The following is a 21,536-nucleotide window of genomic DNA, read 5'->3' on the forward strand; positions in this document are numbered from 1 at the left end:
TTAATACTTAATAAGCAAGTACTTATTTTAATATATATGTTTAATTTATAACATATTTAATTATTAATAAGTACTTGCTTTATAATATGTATTTATCTTAATAATAAAGGATTATAGACTTATAAGACAAAAATGGAGTGTCACAGGAAACAATTCATACAATACGCAGATAACTGATATACTGTTAATACCTGCATAAAGTATCGATTATGTTTCATATGACACTCCATTTTATTAATTATTCACTATCTGATACTGCTTCACCTGTATCCGTACTGTCTCCGTCCGATGATGGGATATCTGGCAGCTCTCCCTGTGCTTCTGTATTATCAGCTACACCCTCAGGGTCATACTCTCCCCCCTCTTTATCCCAGAGTGAATCGTATTCCTTCTGCTTTTTCTTCATTGATGCCATAATCATCTGTGCCTGCTTGGCTCTTGCATACATTTTATCGTCATATTCCATAACCTTCTTTTCATCGGTATATGGAACTTTATCACCGGCACACATTCTTGCAATTGTCGTCATTATCTTGCCGATTGTTGCACCAAGTCCTGTCTCAGGGTCAGCAAGTGCTTTGTCGTTTTCTGTATTTGCTGCTGCACACCACTGCTCCCTAAGCGAGTTAAGAACATTCTCATACTTGTCAAAATCATCAGTTGCTTCCTTATATGAAAGCTCAAGCTCTGCTGCCTTTTGTATCCATTCTTCATCATTGGTACGCTCAGCCTTTTCCTTTGTTTTTTTATATTGCTTATATATGCTGGTCTTCTTGTCCTGTAATTCATTGCGATATGCCTGATAATTTGGTATAGCCTCTCCTAATTTCATACCATTATCCTCCTCATATAATACTTTTGTACCATTTAACTTTTATTATATTTAGAATATCGGCATTTTATATCAACATATATACCTTTATATCTGATAATTATTAAAATTATTTATTAAACGCCACTATACGCACTATAGCCGCCGTCTACTGGCAACACAATACCATTTACAAATCCAGCCGCATCATCACTTGCAAGGAATAATGCCGCTCCGATAAGTTCCTCTGGATTACCAAATCTTCCCATTGGAGTTCCTGCAACTATCTTTCTTGCTCTTTCAGTGTATGTACCATCTTCATTAAATAATAATGCGTGATTTTGTTCAGCCGCATAAAATCCCGGTGCGATTGCATTACATCTTATTCCGCTTTCTCCAAAATGGACTGCCAGCCACTGTGTAAGGTTAAGTATTGCACTCTTGGCATTGCCGTAAGCCATTACCTTTGTAAGTGGTAAAATTGATGTAACAGATGCTATATTAATAATGCTTCCGCTTCTCTTTTCAACCATATCCTTAGTAAATACCTGTATCGGAAGAAGTGTTCCCATATAATTAAGATCCATAACATCTCTTATATTATCCTCATCAAGATTCCAGAAAGAGTAATCATTTTCTCCTTTTTCTTTCTTTAACATCTCTATTGATGTAATAGCACCCGGCTGATTGCCGCCAGCTCCATTGATAAGAATATCACAGCTTCCAAGCTCACTCTTAATTATTTCATAAGTTTTATTAAGTTCTTCCTTATCAATTACATTACAGCTATACCCTTTAACAACAATGTCTTTGCTGTATTCTGTCTTAGCATTGTTAATAAGCTCATCTGTGACATTATTAAGCTTATCCTTATTACGTCCGATTATTGCAACCTTCGCACCGCTTACAGCAAGTCCATACGCCATTGCTGAACATAGTGTTCCACTTCCCCCTGTTACAATTGCAGTCTTGCCTGTCAAATCTACTTTAAATGGAATTTTCATAGTTTTATTACCTCCTACTAATAATCAGATTATTATAATTTAAGGAATATGCTCAAAAATACGTTTATGCTGCATAATAAGACATTTTAATTAATGCCCCGCCCAAATTATTATATTGAAAGTGTGTAGTCTTTCAACCTCCTGCGGCATAACTTATATTCTGGGCAGTACTTTTCAACTTCACACCAGAATGATTGCGAATGATTCATATATTTTCTATGCGAAAGCTCATGCACCACTACATAATCCAACAATTCTTCAGGCATATAATACAAATTGTAATTAAAATTAACATTTCCCTTGGAACTACAGCTTCCCCAGCGTGTCTTCTGATTGCGTATTGTAACCCTTCCAACAGTCACATTCATAATCCTACTGTAATATTCTACTTTTCTTATAAATGTGTCCCTTATTACAGCACGTTCCTTAGATGTGAGCGTATCAAAAGCCTTTGCATTGGCAGGAATTTTTTCTTCTTTTCTTTCCTTCATCAACTGCTGTTTGCTCTCAATCCAAGACATATGCTTGTCAATAAATATATCAAGCTCCTTCTTCGTTATCCTGTCAGGTGCTCTTAATATAACACTTCCATCTGTATGAACTTCTATTGAAACTGTTCTGCGTCTTGATTTTATAATCTGTATATCCATATTTTCCATCAAAACAGGTTCCCTTCAATCATTTTCTTCTGTTTTTGCTGTAATTTAGAAGCTCCCATCTATTTTACTGTGGATAATGAAGTCTTTCTGGTACTGGGTTATCGAGAACTTCTTCCTTATACTTCTTCATATATATCTTTGCAAGTGTGAGGTTATTATCAAGGTAATTACCGCAGTCCCTTGGTGAATATCCTGGTATCTCACCCTCATAATCCAGTACGAAATCAGCAGCTTCCCTTAACACATCAATTATATCCTCTGACTCAAGGTCACCTGCAAATATTACATAAAATCCTGTACGGCAACCCATTGGTCCAAAATATATAGTCTTGTCTGCCCATACCTTATGGTTCCTTAAAAATGTTGCTACAAGGTGTTCTATTGTATGAATACCTGCTGTATCCATAGGTGCTTCTACATTAGGTCTTGTAAATCTTAAATCAAATGTTGTAAGAACTACATCTCCCTGATAATCTTTTCTTGATACATATGCTCCTGTAAGTAAATCCAAGTGATTAACTGTAAAACTTGCTATTTTATTCATAATATTCCTTTCCTGTCTTTATGACTAACTTTAGTTTATTTTATTGAAACCATTCTACGGTTTTCATCTGTTGCTGTTATTTTTAAACATTTTATGCCTGCAATAAATTTGCTGAGTGTAGAATAACCATACTCCTTAACCTTAAAGTTAGGATAATTCATATGGATTTTCTGTCCTAATGCTCCAAGTTCCACTGCATTTTCTGAACTCTTTACATAATTCACTGCATACTCCATAACCTGCTCTTTCATATTCTTGTCTTCCTTAAGTCTGACAAGAACCGTGTTATTGAACTTCTTTAACTCAAGACTTTCCATTTCCTCAAGAAATGTAGACAATGAACTGTAACCGTAATTTCTTACATCGAAATCAGAATATTTCTTCTGTAAACGGCTTCCAAGCTCACCAAGCCCTGTCTGCCTGCCTTTATTGTCGTTCTCCTGAATAATCTCAATAATTGCATTTTCTATCTTAGACTGCTTAATAATATTGCTTCTTTCTGTCTTCTTAACCGGCTTACTATCTGGCTCATCTTCGTGTGCCTGTTCACGAAGAAGCTCAAGGTCTGTAAATACCGAACAAGCGGCCCTGAATGAACGTGGTGTCTTGCTCTCACCCATACCGATAACGTCCATTCCCGACTCTCTAAGCCTGCTTGCAAGCCTTGTAAAATCGCCATCAGAAGATACGATACAGAAGCCGTCAACATTATTCGTATAAAGAATATCCATAGCATCAATTATAAGCGTTGAGTCTGTTGCATTCTTGCCTACTGTATTACAAAACTGCTGTATAGGTGTTATGGAGTTCTCCATAAGCTCTTTCTTCCATTTGCTTGCCTGTGTACTTGTCCAGTCGCCATATATTCTTTTATAAGTTATTACGCCATACTTTGTCATTTCATCAAGAATGTCCGAAATATATTTTGATGAAATATTATCTGAGTCGATAAGTACAGCGTATCTCTTATCATCCATTCACTCACTTCCTTCCAGGCATATCTTTCTAATAAATATATCGAAATATCTGCCACTATTAATTATATTTTATATAAAACTACATCTGATGTCTTACAATCTTGTATTCATCATTGCTCTGATAATATGGACATTCTTTATACTCAGATGTAAGAAGCCTTGCATAATCATCCTCGTCCATATCTACATCACACACGAACTGCTCCGTTTCTTCATCATATACCATATTATTGCAATAATCACAATTATAATGAGCTACCGCCATTGTTACCTCTTTCCTGTCTGTTCAATACTTCATTCATACTTCCAAGCCTGTAACCATCCAAATCAAGGGATACATACTTAAATCCAAGTGCGTGAAGCTTCTCTGATACTTTATCCTTTATTCCGTTTTCAATAAACTTCTGTATATCTGCTGGTCTTAATTCAATTCTTGCAATTCCATCCTGTAATCTTACCCTGAACTGCTCAAATCCCAGACTTCTTATATAACATTCTGCACTGTAAATCATATCAAGCTTGTCTTTATTAATAACCTCACCATACGCAAATCTTGAAGCAAGGCACGCACACGATGGTTTATTCCACGTCTTTAAGCCTAACATACAAGATAATTCCCTGATTTCAGCCTTGGTAAGACCTGCCTCTTTTAAAGGACTTCTTACTCCTAGTTCCTTTATGGCTCTCATACCAGGTCTGTAATCACCGTCATCATCAACATTTGTTCCCTCTGCAATTACACTAATGCCTCTCTCACCTACAAGATTCTGCACATTAGTAAATATCGCTTTCTTACAAATGTAACATCTGTCTGGTGGATTATTCTCAAAGCCCGGAATCGATAATACATCTGCCTTATATATAAGATGTTCTATATTCTCTACCTTACAGAAATCATCAGCTTCTTTAAGTTCATCATCTGTAACAAGAATTGAACTTATCGTAACTGCAACAGCATTTTCTCCTAATACATCTTTTGCAACTTTGGTTAAAAATGTCGAGTCAACCCCGCCAGAAAATGCTATTGCTATTTTACCACAGTCCTTAATAATTGACTTTAACTTTTCATATTTGGCTAAAGTGTTCTCACTTATATCATCTTTATTGATGTCCGATTTATTCAATGGCATTATTTGAGTACTACCTGTTTTACCTAATTCAATTGTTTCACCAGTGTGATATTCACTTAACTGTCCGCTTGAGTTTATGTCTGATTTATTCAATTCTTTAGATATATTCTCTGAATTATCAACCTCTGCGTTACCAGCATACTTATCATCTGTTATATCATATTCATCTAAAAAGCTGTGTCGCTGCCCCTTCTTCTTGTAAGCAATTACCGTATCAATATTAACATTTTCTACACTTCTGAATATGTTCTTTTCTATATACGGACTTACCTTGGTCAGATCTTTTATAAGCTGCTTAATCTCTGCCCTCTTAGAACCTTTTCCTGTACCACCACAGGAAGCACATCCCTCTGTAAATCGACAGGCACACTGTATGAACTCAAGATTATTATATTCTTTCCAGTGAATAATATCAGCTTCTCTTATAAGATACATAGGTCTTATAAGCTCCATTCCCTCAAAATTCGTACTATGAAGCTTAGGCATCATTGTCTGAACCTGTGCACCATAAAGCATACCCATAAGAATTGTTTCTATCACATCATCATAATGATGTCCAAGAGCAATCTTATTACAACCAAGTTCCTTTGCCTTGCTGTAAAGATATCCTCTCCTCATTCTTGCACACAAATAACAAGGCGACTCTGTAATATCTACTACAGTATCAAATATCTCTGTCTTAAATACTGTAATTGGAATATCTAATATCTTTGCATTGTTAAGTATTACATTGTAGTTAAGGTCATTATAACCCGGATTCATAACTAAGAATACAAGTTCAAAATTATTCTTTCCGTGACGTTTCAACTCCTGAAAAAGCTTCGCCATAAGCATTGAATCTTTACCGCCTGATATACAGACAGCTATCTTATCGCCGTCCTGAATAAGATCATATTCATTAAGAGCCTGTGTGAACTTTCTCCATATTGGCTTGCGGAACTTCTTTACTATGCTTCGCTCAATCTCTTTAACATTTTCTTCTGAAGTATTATTGCCGCTTTCTTTATCCTGCTCAAGATATTTATTAAACTTCCATCTTAGATATGCGACAAATCCACCATCAAGGCTGTAAGCTTCATAACCCATCTCATCAAGTATATCTTCTATTTCTTCACTTTTCTGTCCAGTGTAGCAAAGAATATATATTGGTGTATCCTTTGAATACTTTGCCTCAAATTCTTCCTTATTATCTTCAAGAACTTTTATCATATCTTCCCAGTAATAATGTATGGAAGCTTCTATGGTCTCTTTCTCATACTCCTCTAATGCTCTTACATCAAAAAGGATTTTATCTCTATTGTCATCATAATATTGCTGTACTGTTCTCATATTTTTTCTTTCTACTTACTCTGATTATTATTACACATAAATTTACATTATAACAAATGAAATTGTAACCACCACACATTGATTATCATCTGTTTATTACAAAATAAATGTACAATGCACAATATATTTTATCATACTCTGTAAAGCTGCAACAATATTATTATGTGTGATATTTTATTGTGCCTTTTATATAATAGGAAATTCTATTAGAAGCTCCTTTACATAAAAAATGTACCCGCAAATGCTTAACATTGTTTGTGTCTTGCATTTACAGGTGCTCCTTTTTCTATATTATATTCTTTATCGCCTTGACCATTCTTAATATTCTGTCACGCTGGTTATCATCCAACTCCATCCATACGTTCTGCATAACGTAATATCTTCTGTCATACATATTAAGATACATTGATGGTCTGCATTTGTACAAATTATACATCTGAACAAGAGTATCTGCATCAGGATACATAATCTCTTTTTCGTATTTTCTGTACTTCTTTCTTGTCAGTCCCAGCTTTTCAGACATAACCTCCTGTGAATAATGCGTTTCGTGCCTTACATATTCAAGCATTGAAAAATCATCCCACTGCTTCAACATAAAATCAAACATTCTATCATTCTGCGTATCATTGTCTTTATTCTTAGTGTCATTAACACGATAATATTTTATACATTCAGCAACCATACGCATAGTCATATCTTTAAGTTCTTCACTTTCACAGTCACTTATAAGCTCGTCCAAATCTTTAGTATCAATATCGTCTCTCTTTCCCGAAACCAGCTCATCAATGTCCATTCCAATTTCCTGCAATTTTTTTAAATTATCATACGAAATCATTATCAGTCCATTTTCTCTTTTAGAATAGTCATTCTGCGATATTCCCAGCTCTTTTCCGATATCTGCCTGATTATAGCCAAGTCTTTTTCTATATACTCTCATTCTATTGCAAAAATCTTCGTAACGGGTATTGTTCATTTACCTTAACCTCTTAGCTATGCTATTACTAAAGATTTTATGATAGTTACGATTGACCCAAATAGGTCTATTTTGGAATATGAGCTTATATTCTGTAAATATTATGGCTAATTGTTTAAAATATATACCCCAGTAATTAAATTTGTTTAATTTCATAATCAAATAAACTTATAATATTCTATATTTTTGACAATAAATCATATGGCAATTTTTTTATTTTTCTTTGAATTTGCGATTAATATATAATGTAAATATACCGACAATATAGTATAATATAAAAAATATAAAAACCTTAATTGGAGGATTTAATTATGAGGATTCAGGATTTTTGTGATATGGTCAAATTTGAAGAGATTATGTCTAACTGGGCAAAGAGTACCGGGCTGGCAACTGTTGCTGTAGGTGCAGACGGCAAGTACATAAGCGAATGTTATAATTTCACTGAATTCTGCATCGATCTTACCAGAGGAAGTACTGAAGGCCGCAAGAGATGTGAGCAGTGTGACCGTGATGGTAATGGCGTTTATCCTTGTCATGCAGGATTAGTTGATTTCGGTATTCCTATTACTCTTGATGATGGAACTGTTCTTGGAAGTATTATCGGCGGACAGGTTCTTCCTGAGAACCCAGACGAAGAAAGGTTCAGGGCAACAGCACGTGAACTTGGAATTAATGAAGATAAGTACATCAAGGCTCTGCAAAAAGTAAACGTGCGTACTAAAGAGGAGATTGACGCTTCTGCCAATCTGCTGGGCGATGTTATCAATATGTTTGTCCGTGCAAGCTACACTGCCCGCCAGAACTCAACTATTCTAAATGAACTTACAACAGGAATTAGTGCCGCCGCAAGCCAGCTTGCTACAGCCAATGACAAGGTCAAATTAATAGACGGATTCAGCAAACGACAGAATATACTTGCACTTAATGCTTCCATTGAAGCTGCAAGAGCCGGTGATGCTGGAAAAGGCTTTGCTGTAGTTGCTGAAGAAGTACAGAAGCTTGCCAAAGGTATGGGCGAAGCCAGCAGTGCAATTACGAAAGCACTCAACACAGCCACTAAGACAATTACTGCACTTGATAGAACTAACAAACAGTAATAATTAATGGGCAAAATAATATGCCCTATTTCAATGATGTATTTAATTAAAAAGATTAAACAGCCGTCAACCATTTAATTTCAAAGGCTGGCGGCTGTTCTATCAACATATCTTGTCCTATAAGTCTATTAACAGTCTTTACTCTCTATCTCACCCGTAAATCCTGCATTTTCTATCATCTTAATAGTATCATCTATTCCCTGTCCATCTGCTGTTAAATAACCAGAAGCAAATATTGAATCTACAACTTTAAATAATGTTGGCTCAATTCCCTTAAAGTATACTTCACGTCCAGCCGCACATCTTATGTCTGACTTAGGAACTAATAATCTTGCAAGGCATAACACCTTAAGACAATACTGTGGTGTAAGTCCTGATATATCTCTGTCTGCAAGCCTTGTTCCTTTTATTGGAAGAAGAAAATTAATTGGCACTGACTCTGGATTGATTTCCTTTACGTCCATAAGCATATCTACAACATCTTCCCTGCTCTCGCCCATCCCGATAATACCGCCACAGCACATCTCAAAACCTATTCTTTTTAACATTCTTATATTATTAATTCTCTGGTCATATGTATGTGTTGTGCATATATTAGGGTAAAATCTACGGCTGCTGTTAAGGTTATGGTTAATTCTGTTAAGTCCAGCTTCCTTAAGCATTAAAGCCTGCTTTTCTGTAAGAAATCCAATAGAACAGCATATCTGGGTATCGTTCTTCTTCATCTTTCTTATACGTCCGGCTAAATCTTCTATCTCAGCATCTGTAAAGCTTATACCGCTAAGTCCAATACAATGTCTCGCAAGATGTTTATTATCTACAAGGTCATTATCTCCATACAACTTCTCGTCTGATACTCTTTTATATTTCTCTATCTGAGCCTGGGACTCACACGACTGGGCACAGTAAGCACAATTCTGTGAACAGTTACCACTTCTGACATTAGTAAGAAGCTGTATGCTTACTTTCTTTCCTTTATATTTAAGTCTTAACGCATACGCTGTTTCAATAAGCTTGTCAAGACATACATCATCACAATTAAGAATTGCAAGTGCCTCATCTTTGGTTAATTCGTGTGTTTCGTCCCAATTATCTAATAATTTCCCAACATTAATATTTTCTGTAACATTCTGCATAACGCCCATACTTTACTCCGTTCCTGCACACTAATTGAATTAATACTAACTCTGGTAAAATGAATAATTCTATCAATAAGCAGCCTTATCCTTTAACCCCCGTGCATACGCATAAGTATAGTTACTCAGCTTGTTAATGTCAACCCAATTATAGTTAATGTTGACATTTCCTTATTGCAATTACACACTATAAGATTATAATTACACACTATTAAAATTAATATTTTAATAATACTACTATTAAAAATCATCACATTCTAATATAGAATATTATATACCAATATAAATATCATTACTTAATTAATCTACTCAGCCTAACATCTAAGAAATCTTCTGAAACACTGGCTCTTTCTTCTTGGTAGACAAATATGTAATTACATCTTTTCTTGTTATAATTCCTATAAATACACCTCTGTCGTCTACAACTGGAACAAAATTCTGATTAGATATTCTTTCAATCAATGCTTCCATCGATGTATCCACATTAACACTTGGATAATTACGTCTGAAATAAAGCTCGTTAACTCTCTGCTTTTCTAATTCCTTTATATCAACTTCCATCGCGTTATTCTGTTTAATTCTGCATATATGCCAAAGGAAATCACCTTCCGTGATTGTCCCAACATAATGCTCATTCTCATCAAGAACAGGAATGGCAGAATAGCCATAATAATTCATCTTCTGTAATCCCTGTCTTATTGTGTCATCATTGTAAATATATGCTACCTTGCACTTTGGTTGTAAAAAAAACGATATATTCATACTTCTCTCCATTCTTACCCACTAAAAGTTGTTGTATAGTTATTAACACATCTTGTTATTATATTGTAGCATATAAGAATAGTTTCACATATGTATTTTGTACATTTTTCATATATTTTTCATTATTTGGTATATCTATTCTTCCCTGCAGCTTATGCTGTACATTCCAGTCTGTTTTCCCATATCTCATTATATATAACATTCTGTTAATTCCTTTTCTTACATTCGTTATTTATTTCTATTGTGTTGTCAGCCGTCTGTATGCCCATTTAAAATTGTCTTTTCCTGCACCCTGTAACAGACAAAGCTTCAACAAAAATCTAAAAATCCAAAAATATAAAAATATAAAAATATAAAAATATAAAATTTATTATAACACAAAATAAATAATAAAACAGAATTCTAAAGTAACTAACAAAACATCCGGCCAGGTCCTATCAAGCGACCTGGCCGGATGTCTGTTTTATATAATATTAGGAAAAAAGTCTTGTTATTTTATACTAAATCAATCCCATAAGCTTTGGTACTCCAAGTGACAGCTCTGGAATAAATGTAATAAGCATAAGTAATATAATTAAACCAATAAAATAAGGTATAAGCTTAGGTGTTACTTTCTCGATTGATACATTTTCAATACCACAGCCTACGAATAATACAGAACCAACAGGTGGTGTAATATTACCAAGACACATATTGAATATAAGCATTACACCAAACTGGATATCTGTCATTCCAAAGCTCTGTGCGATAGGAAGGAAGATAGGTGTAAATATAAGTATAGCTGGTGTAATATCCATAAACATACCAACAACCAGAAGTATAATATTCATTAATAAGAATATTACAACCTTATTAGTTGAAATACTTAATAATCCGTTACTTATGGCTGCTGGTATTCCAGAATAAGCCATAACGAATGACATAGCTGATGATGCTGATATAAGGAAAAGAATTACTCCTGACACCTTAGCTGATTTCTTAAGTATTTCTACAAATGTCTTAAAATTCATGCTCTTGTATATGATAGAAAGTATGAGGCAATACAGAACTGCAATACCAGCACCTTCTGTTGCTGTAAATATACCTGATACAATACCACCAATAACAATTATTATAAGAAGTAATGATGGGATAGCATCAACAAATATCTTTAAAATACTTACTGACTTATCTCTTCCAACAGCCTTTATGCCTAACTTCTTTGCACCAATGAAGGCGACTATCATACATACAACACCCATCAATATTCCAGGTACATAGCCTGCCATAAACAATGTCGATATAGATACACCACCTGCAACTGTTGAATATACAATGAATGCCGATGTAGGTGGAATAAGAAGTCCTGTTGGTGCTGAGGCTATGTTAGCTGCTGCCGCATAAGCAGGATCATACTTCTGCTCTTTTTCAATAGGACTCATACATCCTCCTATTGCAGAAGCTGCTGCTACTGATGAACCAGATAATGCACCAAAGAGCATATTTGCAAGAATATTAGCCTGTGCAAGGTTTCCTGGAATCTTTCCTACGAATATCTGTGCAAAGTTAATAAGTCTCTTGGCTATACCACCATTATTCATAATATTACCTGCAAGGATGAATAATGGAACTGCTAAAAGCGAAAAGCTTTCAACACCCGAATTCATTTTCTGCATGGTTATGAATGTTATCTGATCCCATGACAGCGTTGACATGGCAGTTACAATTGACGAAGCAATAATACTTACTGAAATAGGAACCCCTAAAAACAGAAGTACACCGAATACAACAAATAATATTACTGTAGTTACTGCAATACTCATATTTACCTCCTATTCTACCTTAACACCGGTTAAGTCTTCATATATATTAATAATCTGTGCAACTACTATAAAGATACCTGAAACAGGGGATACCGCATATACAAGTGTTCTTGGAATACCAAGAAGTGCTGAATACTCTGCCCTTGCTGACATTGCCAGCTTAAATCCACCAATTACAAACACGAACACTGCAAGTAAAAGAATAAGTACATCTATAACCAGTAATAATATTTTTCGTTTATTACCTGTGAGCTTATCTTTAATAATAGTGAGTGACATATGGTCTCTTGTAAAGAAAGCATATGCAGCACCTATAAAGGCTGTCCACATAAGTGAGTATTTAACAAGTTCTTCTGTAAATGCTGCTGGTTTGCCAAGCACATATCTTGTAAACACCTGCCATAATACTAACGAAGTCATAAACACAAGCAGAACAACACTCGCTGCTGATAATATCTTATTCATAACATTTTTAACTTTAACAAGTATATTAATCATAGTTACTCTCCTTTCCTTATCTCATCTATTCTGTCAAGTAAAGCTGCAACACCTGTATACTTATTTCTATACTCGGTAACAAGACCTGCTGTTGCACTTCTGAATGCTTCCTTATCTACATCATAAATAAATTCAACACCCATATCCTTTGCCTGTGCTACTGCCTCATCTATTGCCTTATCCCACATAACCTTATGAGACTGTGTAGCATCCTTTGCACACTGCAGTATAATCTTCTGATCATCCGGCTCTATATTATTCCATACCTTTGAGCTCATAACCATAACATCAGGTATCATGGCATGCTCATCAACCGAATACACCTTACATATCTCACCATGCTTACCTGTTGTAAGCGCTGTTTCATTGTTCTCTGTTCCATCTATAATACCTGTTGAAAGGGATGTATATATGTCACCATAGGACATTGCTACCGGTGTTCCACCAAGTGCTGTAAGCATATCCGTCTGTGACTTCATATCCTGAACACGTATCTTGATTCCTTTAAGATCCTCTGGCTTACGTATAGGCTTATCTTTTGTGTAGAATGAACGGGAGCCTGATGTAAAGTATGTTAAGGTTACGAATCCATCATCTTCTGATGACAGGAAGAAATCCTGCATTTTATCAGAATCCATTATTTTATAAAACTCATCAATATTACTAAATATATAAGGAAGACCAAATGTATTATAAGCATCATTATATGTTGCAAGACCTGGTGCTGATACTTTTGTCATAGCAATAACACCTGCCTGAAGCTGCTCAAGATTCTCTGTCTCTGAACCAAGCTGTCCATTAGGGAATATCTTGATTATTATTCTTCCGTTAGTCTTCTGCTTAACCTCTTCTGCGAACTGCAGCATAGCTATATGTACTGTATGACTTTCTGACAAACCATGTGCCAGCGTTAATACCATAGGATTTTCTGCGGTAGCTTCCTTACTGTTTGATGCGCTATTTGTTCCACAGCCTGTCAGCCCAAATGAACATATAAGTGTAACTGTAAGCAAAACAGCAATATATTTTTTCATTTTTTTCAACATATTATACCTCATTTCTGTGCACTCATTTTTTATATGTCAGCTACTGGTCTTATGCACAATAACCTGAAGCTGTGAATTACACTATTTCTCCTGTTTCGTAACAGCCTGCTTTTGCCTGATGCTATTACATTCCAATCATATCAAAGACTTCAAATGATATAAGCACCTGATGGTTTTTCTTTGGATTAGGATACTTTACCTGCACTGATTTCTTAGTCTGGCTGTAATACCATCCAATGTCACTTTCCTCGTATTTTCTTCTATGAAGGAAATGTGGCACTTCCTTTCCATCAAGCTGTACATAGAATGGTGCTTTCTCCCTATGTATCACATCAAGTTCCATTGTTTCTACTGTGTTCTCATAACTGCCTTCATATTCAAAATCGATATATGTCTTCGCACCAGCTTTAACTCTAATATCAGTTTTTAAGTAGCTGCCATTCTTATAATCATTAGTTTTTCCATCATCATCATATATAGTAAATGAAGAATCTATATCAGGTGCCATTATTATATGAAGTGAATCAACCTTATCATTCATAAGATTGTTAAGTTCATTAGCAGCCATCGGAATAATAGCTCCACTCTTTATAAACATTGGAATTGAACTTATATCCACCGGTACATTTATAGTCTTGCCGCCTTCATATTCGTTTCTGGTATAATAATCATAAAAACGTATATTTTTATCTCCTGTATCAGGTAAATATACCTCTCTTATCTCTGCACCCTTTTCTACAACATTTGCTACAAGTAATGAATCGCCCCACATAAAATCCACGCCTTCATTATATGTATTACTATCGTTCTGGAATACCATAAACATTGGCTGCATAATAGGAAGTCCTGTCTTATGTGCTCTGTATTCAAGCGAATAAAGATAAGGAGACATAGAATATCTGAGTTTAATTGCAGTTCTTATATAATCCTTCATACCACTATACATCCATGGCTCTGTAACTGTATTATCAGTATTTACTGAATGTATTGAAAATCTTGGCATGAACACACCATTCTGCACCCATCTTACAAAAAGCTCAGGCTCTGGTGACTCTCCATAGAATCCACCTACATCACAACCGTGATTTGCAACGCCAGAAAGTCCCATACCAAGTATAGTTGCTATGTTATACTTTAATGCATCCCAGCATGTAAGATTGTCACCTGCCCACACCTGTGCATATCTTTGTATACCTGCGTGTCCCGAACGGCATACTGAAAATGGTCTTATATTCTCATTATATTCCGTTACTGCCTCATTAGAGAGCTGGCACATGATATTACTCATTACCGGCTTTAGCTCACCAATAGTACTTCCTTTACCTTCAAAATACACTCTTGCATCCTTATCAACCATAGAATCATATTCACAGTTATCATTCCATACTGATTCACAGCCATACTTTATAAGTCCCTCTTTCAGGTATTCTTTCCAGTATTCTCTTGTCTGCTCTTTGGTGAAATCTACAAATATTCCAGTTCCACCCCACCATGTACCTTTACCGGGTTCATCCTTTATGCTGTCATATACAAACATATCCTTTTTCTTCATATCCTCCAGATACGGATGAACCAGGAGCATTCCAGGTTTAACATTAGGCGAAACAACTATGCCCTTTTCCTTCATTTTTGCAAACCATTCTTCTGGATTCTTGAATCTTTTATAATTCCAGGTAAAGCTGCATCTTTTAATTCCCTGCTCTGTCTCTACTGCACAATATCCTGATGAAAGCTGGAAGCCGTCTACAGGAATTCCTTCTTCTCTGGTAGTATCTATAAATTCAAGTATCGCATCATCACAATCCTTAGGAAGCTCTGGATAATACATTGAAGAACCAAGATATCCAAGTGCTGCCTTTGGAAGAAGTATTGACTTGCCTGTAAGATCTGTATATCTGCTTATTACCTCTCCTATTGAAGGTCCTGCTATAAGAAAGAGATCTATATCTCCGGCATCTGATCTGAAGCTTGAGTAACGATGCCAGTAATTTCTCTTTTCACGTCCCATATTAAAGTCACATTCTGCTGTTGTATGATAGAAATATCCAACTGCCTTGTGGGTTGAGCCTGAAAGCTTTATATAAAATGGGATATGCTTATACAATGAATCTGTTTCCTTAGGATTGTAGCCCATTGCATCACCAGGAGCCATATTCATATACTTTTCAGCCTTATTAATATCTCCCCCTTTCTCGCCAAAGCCATAAAAGTAATCATCTGACTCTATCTGACTTGTATGTATCCGCCTTTTATTTGAATCCTCTCTATATGCAAGATCTGTAATATCTGCGTGTAATAATGTTCCATCTTTATCATATACACATATACGGAATGGATTCTTTTCAATTTCTATACGAAGCTTACTTCCGCAAATAACTGCCTTGTCAGTTCCATCCACAAGCTCTGAGTATGCCACTTCAACTCTTTTTCTATAGCCCTTTAAAAACTCATCTGTTCTTGAGTCCCATGCTGTCATAGCAAGACTATATGAAGCTTCATCCCAGTCTCCATCAAAGCCGGCTCTTATTCTGATTATTTCATCTGTGAGAAACCATATTCTTATTTCTACTGAATCTGTAATAACAGAATAATAGTTAGTGTTATAGGTTACATTTCCTGCCTTATAACATATTCTCATATTATTTTTTATCTCCTTTCAGTAATCTGATAATCTCTTGTTTATGTTTTGTTTATAATTAATTTATACAACTATTCAATAATTAAAACTATACAGATATTGACAGGATAAATTGGTTTTTTTACATTTCTTGCACTTTCAAATTTTTCGTTGTATACTACTTATAATATATTAAATATAACTATACAGTTGTGAAATATATAAATATTGCTTCGCACAAACTTGAGATGCGCAAAGAAGCAGCACAAGAATGGAGGATTATTATGATAGATGTAGCACAGAACCTTATGTCACTTGGTGAATCCATAGCTGCAGCACATACTGCCAGCGTCAACGATAATATGACACGTTCGCACTATCACGATTATTATGAATTGTATTTTTTAGATAATGGTGAAAGATATCACTATATAGACGATAAATTGTATAAAACCGAGGCTGGTGATTGTATTATATTCCCACCTCAGACTATGCATCGTTCCTACAGTGAACAAGGATGCACATTTTCAAGGATTGTACTTTATTTCAGACCGGACATAATTTCATCAGATGCCCTGAGGCAGAAGCTTGCAGACTCATACTGTGTATACAAGTCTGATACTGAATCATTAAAAAAGTTAAGAAGGCTTATGTACTATTTTCTTGAAGCCCAGAACTCTGCCTCAGCATACAAGCAGGAACAGATGGAAGCACTTGTGAATCTTATAATTATTACAGTTCTTGGAATGAAAGAGAGCACCATTGGTATTGAAAGACATAACAGAACAACGCATATTATTAACTATATCAACAACAACTATGAACACGACATATCACTTGATGTTCTTGCAGATATGTTTCATATAAGTACTTACTATCTTTGTCGTGAATTTAAGAAAAATACTAACCGTACTGTTGTTGACTATATAAAACGCACACGCATAATGAACGCAGAACGTTTATTCAAGGAAACTGATAAAAATGTCACCGAGGTTGCAACGCTGACCGGATTTTCCAACCTCACACACTTCAACCGCGTTTTTAAAGAAATAGCTGGAGTAAATCCTTCGCAGTATAAGAAGTTACATACAAAGAATTAATTACTCCTGATTAAAAAGCCTGTCATATGACTGTTCGAAATCATCTAGTAATTTATTTATTTTTTCCCGGTCATATAAACCTTGTACCTTCCAAAACATAAGTATGCTGTTGAATTCCTCTTCCCTTTTATCTATAAATCCAATACACAAATGTCCATTATACATTGCACTATCCGTTTCCTGGCAGGCAAAGCAGCCGGTATCTTCATTCAGTCTTGAACAATCTCCACAGGTAAGCTCCTTTTTTTCAGGAATATAATGGCAGCTATCTTCAACATTTACAACAAACCATTCGCCTTGCGGATATGAACATATTGCAGTTCCTGTTTCCTCTGTATTGGATACATTAGTTTTATATTTACAATTATTGCACTTCAATTCATCCACCCTTTGCTTCCTCCTCGTAAATAAATATTCCATCAAAAATCCTGTAAAACATTATAACACAAAATTTTTGTCTTATACAAAAAGCTGGAACTCAGATTCTATAAATGAACCAGAATTCCAGCAATTTATTATTTTACTCCATTTTAAATTTTATCTGTAAACTTATTTTTCTTACCAAATACTATTACTCCTGCTCCTCCTATTACAAACATAAGAAGCCATGCTAATGTACGTTTGTCATCTCCCGTACCAGGAGTCTGTTCTTTTACTGCTTCTGCCTTAGCTTCTTTATCCGTATCGGTCGCAGGTGTTATATCGGCTGGTGATGTTGTATCAGCCGGTGGTGTTATATCTTCCGGTGGTGTTACATCTGCCGGTGGCGTTACATCTGCCGGTGGTGTTACATCTGCCGGTGGTGTTGTATCTTTAAGCTTTGCAATAACAGTCTGTGATTTTTCAATTTCAACAAACCCATCCTGCCTGATGTAATATCTGTCACAAGCATTACAATACCAATATTCAATATTTCCTTCATCTGTCATAGTAGCTTCCTTTGCCGCTACTAAATGCAAGTCTTCATGTATTTTAAAATCGGAAAAGTTAAAAACCTTTAACTAATGAAAAATAATTTCCATAGGGAAGTATCCCTAACCCTCTTTATATTTTTCTTCGGTTTTCCGTTGGAATACCTTAACCTTTGCTATCGTCTTTGTATAATTTGCTATGGGTAGTTACACCCAAAATTGAATAAAACACGAAACAGACTGTTGTAAAAATCGAACATTTTACAGCAGTTTTTTTGTACCCAAATTTAGAAAGAACGTGGCACAATGGCAAACCGAAACCGTACCAATCCGGTGCAATTATATCTCAGTGATGATGAGCAGTACATTCTCACTACCAAATTCAAAGCTGTACTGGTCAAGCATTTTTGTAACACTCTGTTCGATAAATACCTATCTGTAACGAGCTTCCATTGGTGTTAAATAATTATTGTATGAATGAGGACGGACATAGTTATACCAATTGATGTATTTCATAGTAAGTTCATCCATCATCTCCACACTTGAAAACGAAGTTACATTATAAAAGTTACTTTTGAAGGTATTATAAAATCTTTCCATTGGGGCATTGTCGTAAGGGCATCCAGACTTACTCATGCTTTGAGTTACATTGTTAGCTTTGCAGAAATTTACAAAATCCCACGAGGTAAACTGCACCCACTGATCTGAATGCAGAATTACTTTAGGATAGTTTTCTTTTTTTAGTGCTGTTTTAAGTGTATCTATTGCTAAATCTGTGTTGATATAGTCACTATTAAGCGAAGCAACAGCCGACCTATCATATAAATCAATTATTGAACAGTTATATCTGAATTTTCCATTTGACTGGCGCATATATGTGAAATCAGTGCACCATACTTTATTTTTGCAATCGACAGTAAAATTCTGGTTTAAGAGATTGTCAAATATTTTATTCTTCTTGCCGCTCTTATAGCCTGGCTTGGAGTGCATAATTACAGCACATAAATTCAATTCCTTATTCATGTATTTATGCATAGTGGTATTGCTTACTTCATATCCATAGCGCTTGATAAAAATGCGCATAGCTCTATAGCCTATAACACGATTGTTATTGTAATAAACATACTTTATAAGCTCATAGATATGTGCTAAGCGTTTATGATATTTCCTCTTTGCCTCCTTTTTGTAGTTGTAATAACAATTAGGGCTGATTCCAAATTTATTGCACAGCCATCTTAAACCAAATATTTTTTTATTATCGTCGATAAATCGATATACCACTAATCGATTTCCTTTGCGAAGAATGCCGCTGCTTTTTTTAGAAAGGCAATTTCCTTATCCTTCTCGTTTAGAAGCTGATTTAATCTTCGAATTTCCTTTGCTTCATTAGATTCAGATGAGGTGCTGGTGGTATAAAGGCATTCTTCCTTGTATTCGTTAACCCATTTGCTAACGGAGCTTTTGGCAACATTAAAATCAACAGCAAGTTGCTGTATTGATTTATCACCTGCCATATAGGCTTTAACTACTTCTTTTTTGAAGTCTTCGGTGTAGTGTACTGACATAGTAACATCCTCCTTAATTGAATAATATTATAATATATTATTCGAACAAGGTGTTACAAATTTAGTTTACCACTACAGTTGGTACGGGGCATTACCATAGTCATTAAGATACCGTCTATCCGCAGCTTTGGGTTGATTTGCCGCTTGACCATTGATACGGAGCGAAGCAAAAGCTCCAGACCTTTAGCCGAGAGATAGTGGGGCTGTGTCGAGATAATCACGCTGTCAGCCGCCGCCAGAGCATTGATGGTTATCATGCCTAAGCTCGGCATACAATCAATAAGCACATAATCGTAATTCTTTTTAACCTCATTGACATAGGTTTTCAGCACACGCTCACGGCTCATTGCATTGATTAGCCTTACCTCAAAGCCCGACAGCTCAATGTTTGACGGAAGCAGGTCAATGCCCTCTCTGTGGTGGATAATACCCTGTGAAACATCAAGCGTTTTATCGTCTATGATGTTCTGCATCACAGTAGAGAGCGTTATGGGAATATCGTCTGGTCTGTTATAACCCAGAGCCATCGTGAGATTTGCCTGTGCATCAGCGTCAATCAGCAGGACTTTTTTACCCTGTTGCACCAGACTTACGCCCAGATTGACCGCTGTGGTTGTTTTTCCGACACCGCCTTTCTGGTTAGTCAGAGCAATCACTTTGCAATTTGACATAGATGCGTCCTCCTTTCAGATAGATTTAGCCACTTTGTCACGGTGGCTATGTAAACAGTACCAGAGAACGCAAAAAAGCCGCCTACTCTTAAAATCAATAAGAATAAGCGGCTTTGTAAAATGCCTTAGACATATTCAATTTTCATTCTCTTGGTCGGTGCATTTATGACCTTAAAAATAAGCTCGTCAATACAATCCGTATATCTGCCTTGCTGAATGAGCTGATTTTTTAACTCTACAAGACTATGTATTAAAAGTTTTCTTTCGTGGCTATCCAAATACAGATGATTAAATTTCTCTCTCATAAGCACACCTCCATTTCTTTAGCTTCATTATATTCGAAAGCGGGAGAAAGGACAAATCTGCAAAAAGGGGAAAAAAGCGTACCACTATTTCCAATGATACGCTTATCATATTTAACTGTTAATCAAGGTCTATCAATACCCTTACAGTGGTATCTCTCCACTGATTTTTCCTTACATACTGTCCGTTAACCTTTCGATAGGCTGCTGCCTGCTCGAAACTAAGCGGCAATTCAAAGGAAAGAGAACTCCTACGGTTATTTTGTACTCCATTCATATTGCCCAGAACGTGAATTGTATCCATAATATTTATCATGAAAAATATCCATAGATTTTATATATTGACTCAGGATTAATACAACATCACTGTTTGTAGGCATATCATCCATATCAAGCACATCCAAAAACGGGTACATATTTTCCTCTTTCAACAATTCCTTTATTGGTTCTAAGACTCTATTTATTGATTTAACCTTAAAGTTGTTAAGAGGCGTATCTGGCTTTTTCTTTGATAATTCTTGTAACTCCCCATATATTCCCGAAAGTAACGGGCAAAGCAACTCATATTGAGTGACTGCTTCTTGAGTAATTGTATCTTTCAT

Annotated in this window: 25 protein-coding genes; 2 read left to right on the forward strand and 23 right to left on the reverse strand. The window is 35.6% G+C overall.

Features of this window, described 5'->3' with window-relative positions; all coding sequences use genetic code 11:
• Nucleotides 1-238: 238 nt before the first annotated feature.
• From C7390_RS09935 to C7390_RS09970, 8 genes are all read right to left on the reverse strand, one after another.
• A complete protein-coding gene (locus C7390_RS09935) occupies nucleotides 239-832 on the reverse strand; it encodes a hypothetical protein (RefSeq protein WP_022501216.1) in 594 nt (197 codons plus the stop codon).
• 116 nt (nucleotides 833-948) lie between these two features.
• Nucleotides 949-1,815 (reverse strand): SDR family oxidoreductase, encoded by an 867-nt coding sequence (locus tag C7390_RS09940; protein WP_116444139.1) that lies wholly within the window; start codon nucleotides 1,813-1,815, stop codon nucleotides 949-951.
• A 110-nt stretch (nucleotides 1,816-1,925) separates the two neighbouring features.
• Nucleotides 1,926-2,474 carry a M48 family metallopeptidase gene (locus C7390_RS09945; RefSeq protein WP_318295670.1) on the reverse strand — a complete coding sequence of 183 codons (549 nt, stop codon included), beginning with the start codon at nucleotides 2,472-2,474 and terminating at the stop codon, nucleotides 1,926-1,928.
• Nucleotides 2,475-2,538: 64 nt separating this feature from the next.
• On the reverse strand, nucleotides 2,539-3,018 hold the full coding sequence (locus tag C7390_RS09950; RefSeq protein ID WP_022501213.1) for an S-ribosylhomocysteine lyase: 480 nt from the start codon (nucleotides 3,016-3,018) through the stop codon (nucleotides 2,539-2,541).
• Between the two features lie 35 nt (nucleotides 3,019-3,053).
• Nucleotides 3,054-3,995 carry an NYN domain-containing protein gene (locus C7390_RS09955; protein WP_022501212.1) on the reverse strand — a complete coding sequence of 314 codons (942 nt, stop codon included), beginning with the start codon at nucleotides 3,993-3,995 and terminating at the stop codon, nucleotides 3,054-3,056.
• A 79-nt stretch (nucleotides 3,996-4,074) separates the two neighbouring features.
• Entirely contained in the window at nucleotides 4,075-4,260 is a 186-nt protein-coding gene (locus tag C7390_RS09960) for a DUF6472 family protein (protein ID WP_022501211.1), read from the reverse strand.
• Complete coding sequence (gene larE / locus C7390_RS09965; RefSeq protein WP_116444140.1) at nucleotides 4,241-6,454, reverse strand: ATP-dependent sacrificial sulfur transferase LarE; 2,214 nt, start codon at nucleotides 6,452-6,454, stop codon at nucleotides 4,241-4,243. The genes C7390_RS09960 and larE overlap by 20 nt, the downstream gene beginning before the upstream one ends.
• A gap of 286 nt (nucleotides 6,455-6,740) precedes the next feature.
• Nucleotides 6,741-7,427, reverse strand: coding sequence for a helix-turn-helix transcriptional regulator (locus C7390_RS09970; RefSeq protein ID WP_055173904.1), 687 nt, complete (start codon nucleotides 7,425-7,427; stop codon nucleotides 6,741-6,743).
• Nucleotides 7,428-7,738: 311 nt separating this feature from the next.
• On the opposite strand from C7390_RS09970, the gene C7390_RS09975 reads away from it, so the two are divergent.
• On the forward strand, nucleotides 7,739-8,524 hold the full coding sequence (locus C7390_RS09975) for a PocR ligand-binding domain-containing protein (RefSeq protein WP_055173902.1): 786 nt from the start codon (nucleotides 7,739-7,741) through the stop codon (nucleotides 8,522-8,524).
• Nucleotides 8,525-8,652: 128 nt separating this feature from the next.
• Here the strand turns inward: C7390_RS09975 and bioB are convergent, their stop codons facing one another.
• From bioB to C7390_RS10010, 7 genes are all read right to left on the reverse strand, one after another.
• Nucleotides 8,653-9,669 carry a biotin synthase BioB gene (gene bioB / locus C7390_RS09980; RefSeq protein ID WP_318295660.1) on the reverse strand — a complete coding sequence of 339 codons (1,017 nt, stop codon included), beginning with the start codon at nucleotides 9,667-9,669 and terminating at the stop codon, nucleotides 8,653-8,655.
• A gap of 312 nt (nucleotides 9,670-9,981) precedes the next feature.
• Nucleotides 9,982-10,422 (reverse strand): CBS domain-containing protein, encoded by a 441-nt coding sequence (locus tag C7390_RS09985; RefSeq protein ID WP_022501206.1) that lies wholly within the window; start codon nucleotides 10,420-10,422, stop codon nucleotides 9,982-9,984.
• 58 nt (nucleotides 10,423-10,480) lie between these two features.
• On the reverse strand, nucleotides 10,481-10,624 hold the full coding sequence (locus tag C7390_RS13920; RefSeq protein ID WP_444488137.1) for a histidine phosphatase family protein: 144 nt from the start codon (nucleotides 10,622-10,624) through the stop codon (nucleotides 10,481-10,483).
• A 298-nt stretch (nucleotides 10,625-10,922) separates the two neighbouring features.
• Nucleotides 10,923-12,224, reverse strand: a complete 1,302-nt coding sequence (locus tag C7390_RS09995) for a TRAP transporter large permease (protein ID WP_090141105.1) — start codon at nucleotides 12,222-12,224, stop codon at nucleotides 10,923-10,925.
• A gap of 9 nt (nucleotides 12,225-12,233) precedes the next feature.
• Nucleotides 12,234-12,722, reverse strand: a complete 489-nt coding sequence (locus tag C7390_RS10000; RefSeq protein ID WP_022501203.1) for a TRAP transporter small permease — start codon at nucleotides 12,720-12,722, stop codon at nucleotides 12,234-12,236.
• A 2-nt stretch (nucleotides 12,723-12,724) separates the two neighbouring features.
• Nucleotides 12,725-13,768: a TRAP transporter substrate-binding protein gene (locus C7390_RS10005; protein ID WP_022501202.1), complete on the reverse strand. Its 1,044-nt coding sequence runs from the start codon at nucleotides 13,766-13,768 to the stop codon at nucleotides 12,725-12,727.
• Nucleotides 13,769-13,892: 124 nt separating this feature from the next.
• The gene (locus tag C7390_RS10010; protein ID WP_116444141.1) at nucleotides 13,893-16,406 is read right to left on the reverse strand and encodes a glycoside hydrolase family 31 protein; all 2,514 of its coding nucleotides are present in this window, start codon (nucleotides 16,404-16,406) and stop codon (nucleotides 13,893-13,895) included.
• Nucleotides 16,407-16,669: 263 nt separating this feature from the next.
• Between C7390_RS10010 and C7390_RS10015 the strand changes: the two genes are divergently transcribed.
• Complete coding sequence (locus C7390_RS10015; RefSeq protein ID WP_318295661.1) at nucleotides 16,670-17,485, forward strand: helix-turn-helix transcriptional regulator; 816 nt, start codon at nucleotides 16,670-16,672, stop codon at nucleotides 17,483-17,485.
• Here C7390_RS10015 and C7390_RS10020 read toward each other — a convergent pair whose 3' ends face one another.
• The 8 genes from C7390_RS10020 to C7390_RS10055 all read right to left on the reverse strand — a co-directional run bounded on the left by C7390_RS10020 (nucleotide 17,486) and on the right by C7390_RS10055 (nucleotide 21,536).
• Entirely contained in the window at nucleotides 17,486-17,872 is a 387-nt protein-coding gene (locus C7390_RS10020) for a hypothetical protein (protein WP_022501199.1), read from the reverse strand.
• Nucleotides 17,873-18,015: 143 nt separating this feature from the next.
• Nucleotides 18,016-18,414 (reverse strand): hypothetical protein, encoded by a 399-nt coding sequence (locus C7390_RS10025; RefSeq protein WP_318295662.1) that lies wholly within the window; start codon nucleotides 18,412-18,414, stop codon nucleotides 18,016-18,018.
• Between the two features lie 414 nt (nucleotides 18,415-18,828).
• Complete coding sequence (locus C7390_RS10035; RefSeq protein ID WP_318295663.1) at nucleotides 18,829-19,677, reverse strand: IS3 family transposase; 849 nt, start codon at nucleotides 19,675-19,677, stop codon at nucleotides 18,829-18,831.
• On the reverse strand, nucleotides 19,677-19,961 hold the full coding sequence (locus tag C7390_RS10040) for a transposase (RefSeq protein WP_116444145.1): 285 nt from the start codon (nucleotides 19,959-19,961) through the stop codon (nucleotides 19,677-19,679). Before C7390_RS10040 ends, C7390_RS10035 begins: the two co-directional genes overlap by 1 nt.
• Before the next feature lie 53 nt (nucleotides 19,962-20,014).
• Nucleotides 20,015-20,632, reverse strand: coding sequence for a ParA family protein (locus tag C7390_RS10045; protein WP_318295664.1), 618 nt, complete (start codon nucleotides 20,630-20,632; stop codon nucleotides 20,015-20,017).
• Between the two features lie 125 nt (nucleotides 20,633-20,757).
• Nucleotides 20,758-20,937: a hypothetical protein gene (locus C7390_RS10050; protein WP_006857231.1), complete on the reverse strand. Its 180-nt coding sequence runs from the start codon at nucleotides 20,935-20,937 to the stop codon at nucleotides 20,758-20,760.
• 118 nt (nucleotides 20,938-21,055) lie between these two features.
• Nucleotides 21,056-21,211 carry a hypothetical protein gene (locus C7390_RS13785; RefSeq protein ID WP_318295665.1) on the reverse strand — a complete coding sequence of 52 codons (156 nt, stop codon included), beginning with the start codon at nucleotides 21,209-21,211 and terminating at the stop codon, nucleotides 21,056-21,058.
• The gene (locus C7390_RS10055) at nucleotides 21,192-21,536 is read right to left on the reverse strand and encodes a hypothetical protein (RefSeq protein ID WP_116444146.1); all 345 of its coding nucleotides are present in this window, start codon (nucleotides 21,534-21,536) and stop codon (nucleotides 21,192-21,194) included. Before C7390_RS10055 ends, C7390_RS13785 begins: the two co-directional genes overlap by 20 nt.

It is taken from the genome of Bacteroides galacturonicus (assembly GCF_003096855.1).
GTDB classification, from domain to species: Bacteria; Bacillota; Clostridia; order Lachnospirales; family Lachnospiraceae; genus Lachnospira; species Lachnospira rogosae.

Bases quoted from the DNA above. Each gene is read 5' to 3' on its own strand.
- C7390_RS10040 (WP_116444145.1), bottom strand. From the start codon at position 19,961: ATGTCAGTACACTACACCGAAGACTTCAAAAAAGAAGTAGTTAAAGCC.
- C7390_RS09955 (WP_022501212.1), bottom strand. From the start codon at position 3,995: ATGGATGATAAGAGATACGCTGTACTTATCGACTCAGATAATATTTCA.
- C7390_RS10005 (WP_022501202.1), bottom strand. From the start codon at position 13,768: ATGTTGAAAAAAATGAAAAAATATATTGCTGTTTTGCTTACAGTTACA.
- C7390_RS09970 (WP_055173904.1), bottom strand. From the start codon at position 7,427: ATGAACAATACCCGTTACGAAGATTTTTGCAATAGAATGAGAGTATAT.
- C7390_RS13785 (WP_318295665.1), bottom strand. From the start codon at position 21,211: ATGAATGGAGTACAAAATAACCGTAGGAGTTCTCTTTCCTTTGAATTG.
- C7390_RS09935 (WP_022501216.1), bottom strand. From the start codon at position 832: ATGAAATTAGGAGAGGCTATACCAAATTATCAGGCATATCGCAATGAA.
- C7390_RS10025 (WP_318295662.1), bottom strand. From the start codon at position 18,414: ATGACAGATGAAGGAAATATTGAATATTGGTATTGTAATGCTTGTGAC.
- C7390_RS10050 (WP_006857231.1), bottom strand. From the start codon at position 20,937: ATGAGAGAGAAATTTAATCATCTGTATTTGGATAGCCACGAAAGAAAA.
- C7390_RS09940 (WP_116444139.1), bottom strand. From the start codon at position 1,815: ATGAAAATTCCATTTAAAGTAGATTTGACAGGCAAGACTGCAATTGTA.
- C7390_RS09975 (WP_055173902.1), top strand. From the start codon at position 7,739: ATGAGGATTCAGGATTTTTGTGATATGGTCAAATTTGAAGAGATTATG.
- larE (WP_116444140.1), bottom strand. From the start codon at position 6,454: ATGAGAACAGTACAGCAATATTATGATGACAATAGAGATAAAATCCTT.
- C7390_RS09950 (WP_022501213.1), bottom strand. From the start codon at position 3,018: ATGAATAAAATAGCAAGTTTTACAGTTAATCACTTGGATTTACTTACA.
- C7390_RS10055 (WP_116444146.1), bottom strand. From the start codon at position 21,536: ATGAAAGATACAATTACTCAAGAAGCAGTCACTCAATATGAGTTGCTT.
- bioB (WP_318295660.1), bottom strand. From the start codon at position 9,669: ATGGGCGTTATGCAGAATGTTACAGAAAATATTAATGTTGGGAAATTA.
- C7390_RS09985 (WP_022501206.1), bottom strand. From the start codon at position 10,422: ATGAATATATCGTTTTTTTTACAACCAAAGTGCAAGGTAGCATATATT.
- C7390_RS10045 (WP_318295664.1), bottom strand. From the start codon at position 20,632: ATGTCAAATTGCAAAGTGATTGCTCTGACTAACCAGAAAGGCGGTGTC.
- C7390_RS10010 (WP_116444141.1), bottom strand. From the start codon at position 16,406: ATGAGAATATGTTATAAGGCAGGAAATGTAACCTATAACACTAACTAT.
- C7390_RS09960 (WP_022501211.1), bottom strand. From the start codon at position 4,260: ATGGCGGTAGCTCATTATAATTGTGATTATTGCAATAATATGGTATAT.
- C7390_RS10000 (WP_022501203.1), bottom strand. From the start codon at position 12,722: ATGATTAATATACTTGTTAAAGTTAAAAATGTTATGAATAAGATATTA.
- C7390_RS10015 (WP_318295661.1), top strand. From the start codon at position 16,670: ATGATAGATGTAGCACAGAACCTTATGTCACTTGGTGAATCCATAGCT.
- C7390_RS09945 (WP_318295670.1), bottom strand. From the start codon at position 2,474: ATGGAAAATATGGATATACAGATTATAAAATCAAGACGCAGAACAGTT.
- C7390_RS09995 (WP_090141105.1), bottom strand. From the start codon at position 12,224: ATGAGTATTGCAGTAACTACAGTAATATTATTTGTTGTATTCGGTGTA.
- C7390_RS13920 (WP_444488137.1), bottom strand. From the start codon at position 10,624: ATGTTATATATAATGAGATATGGGAAAACAGACTGGAATGTACAGCAT.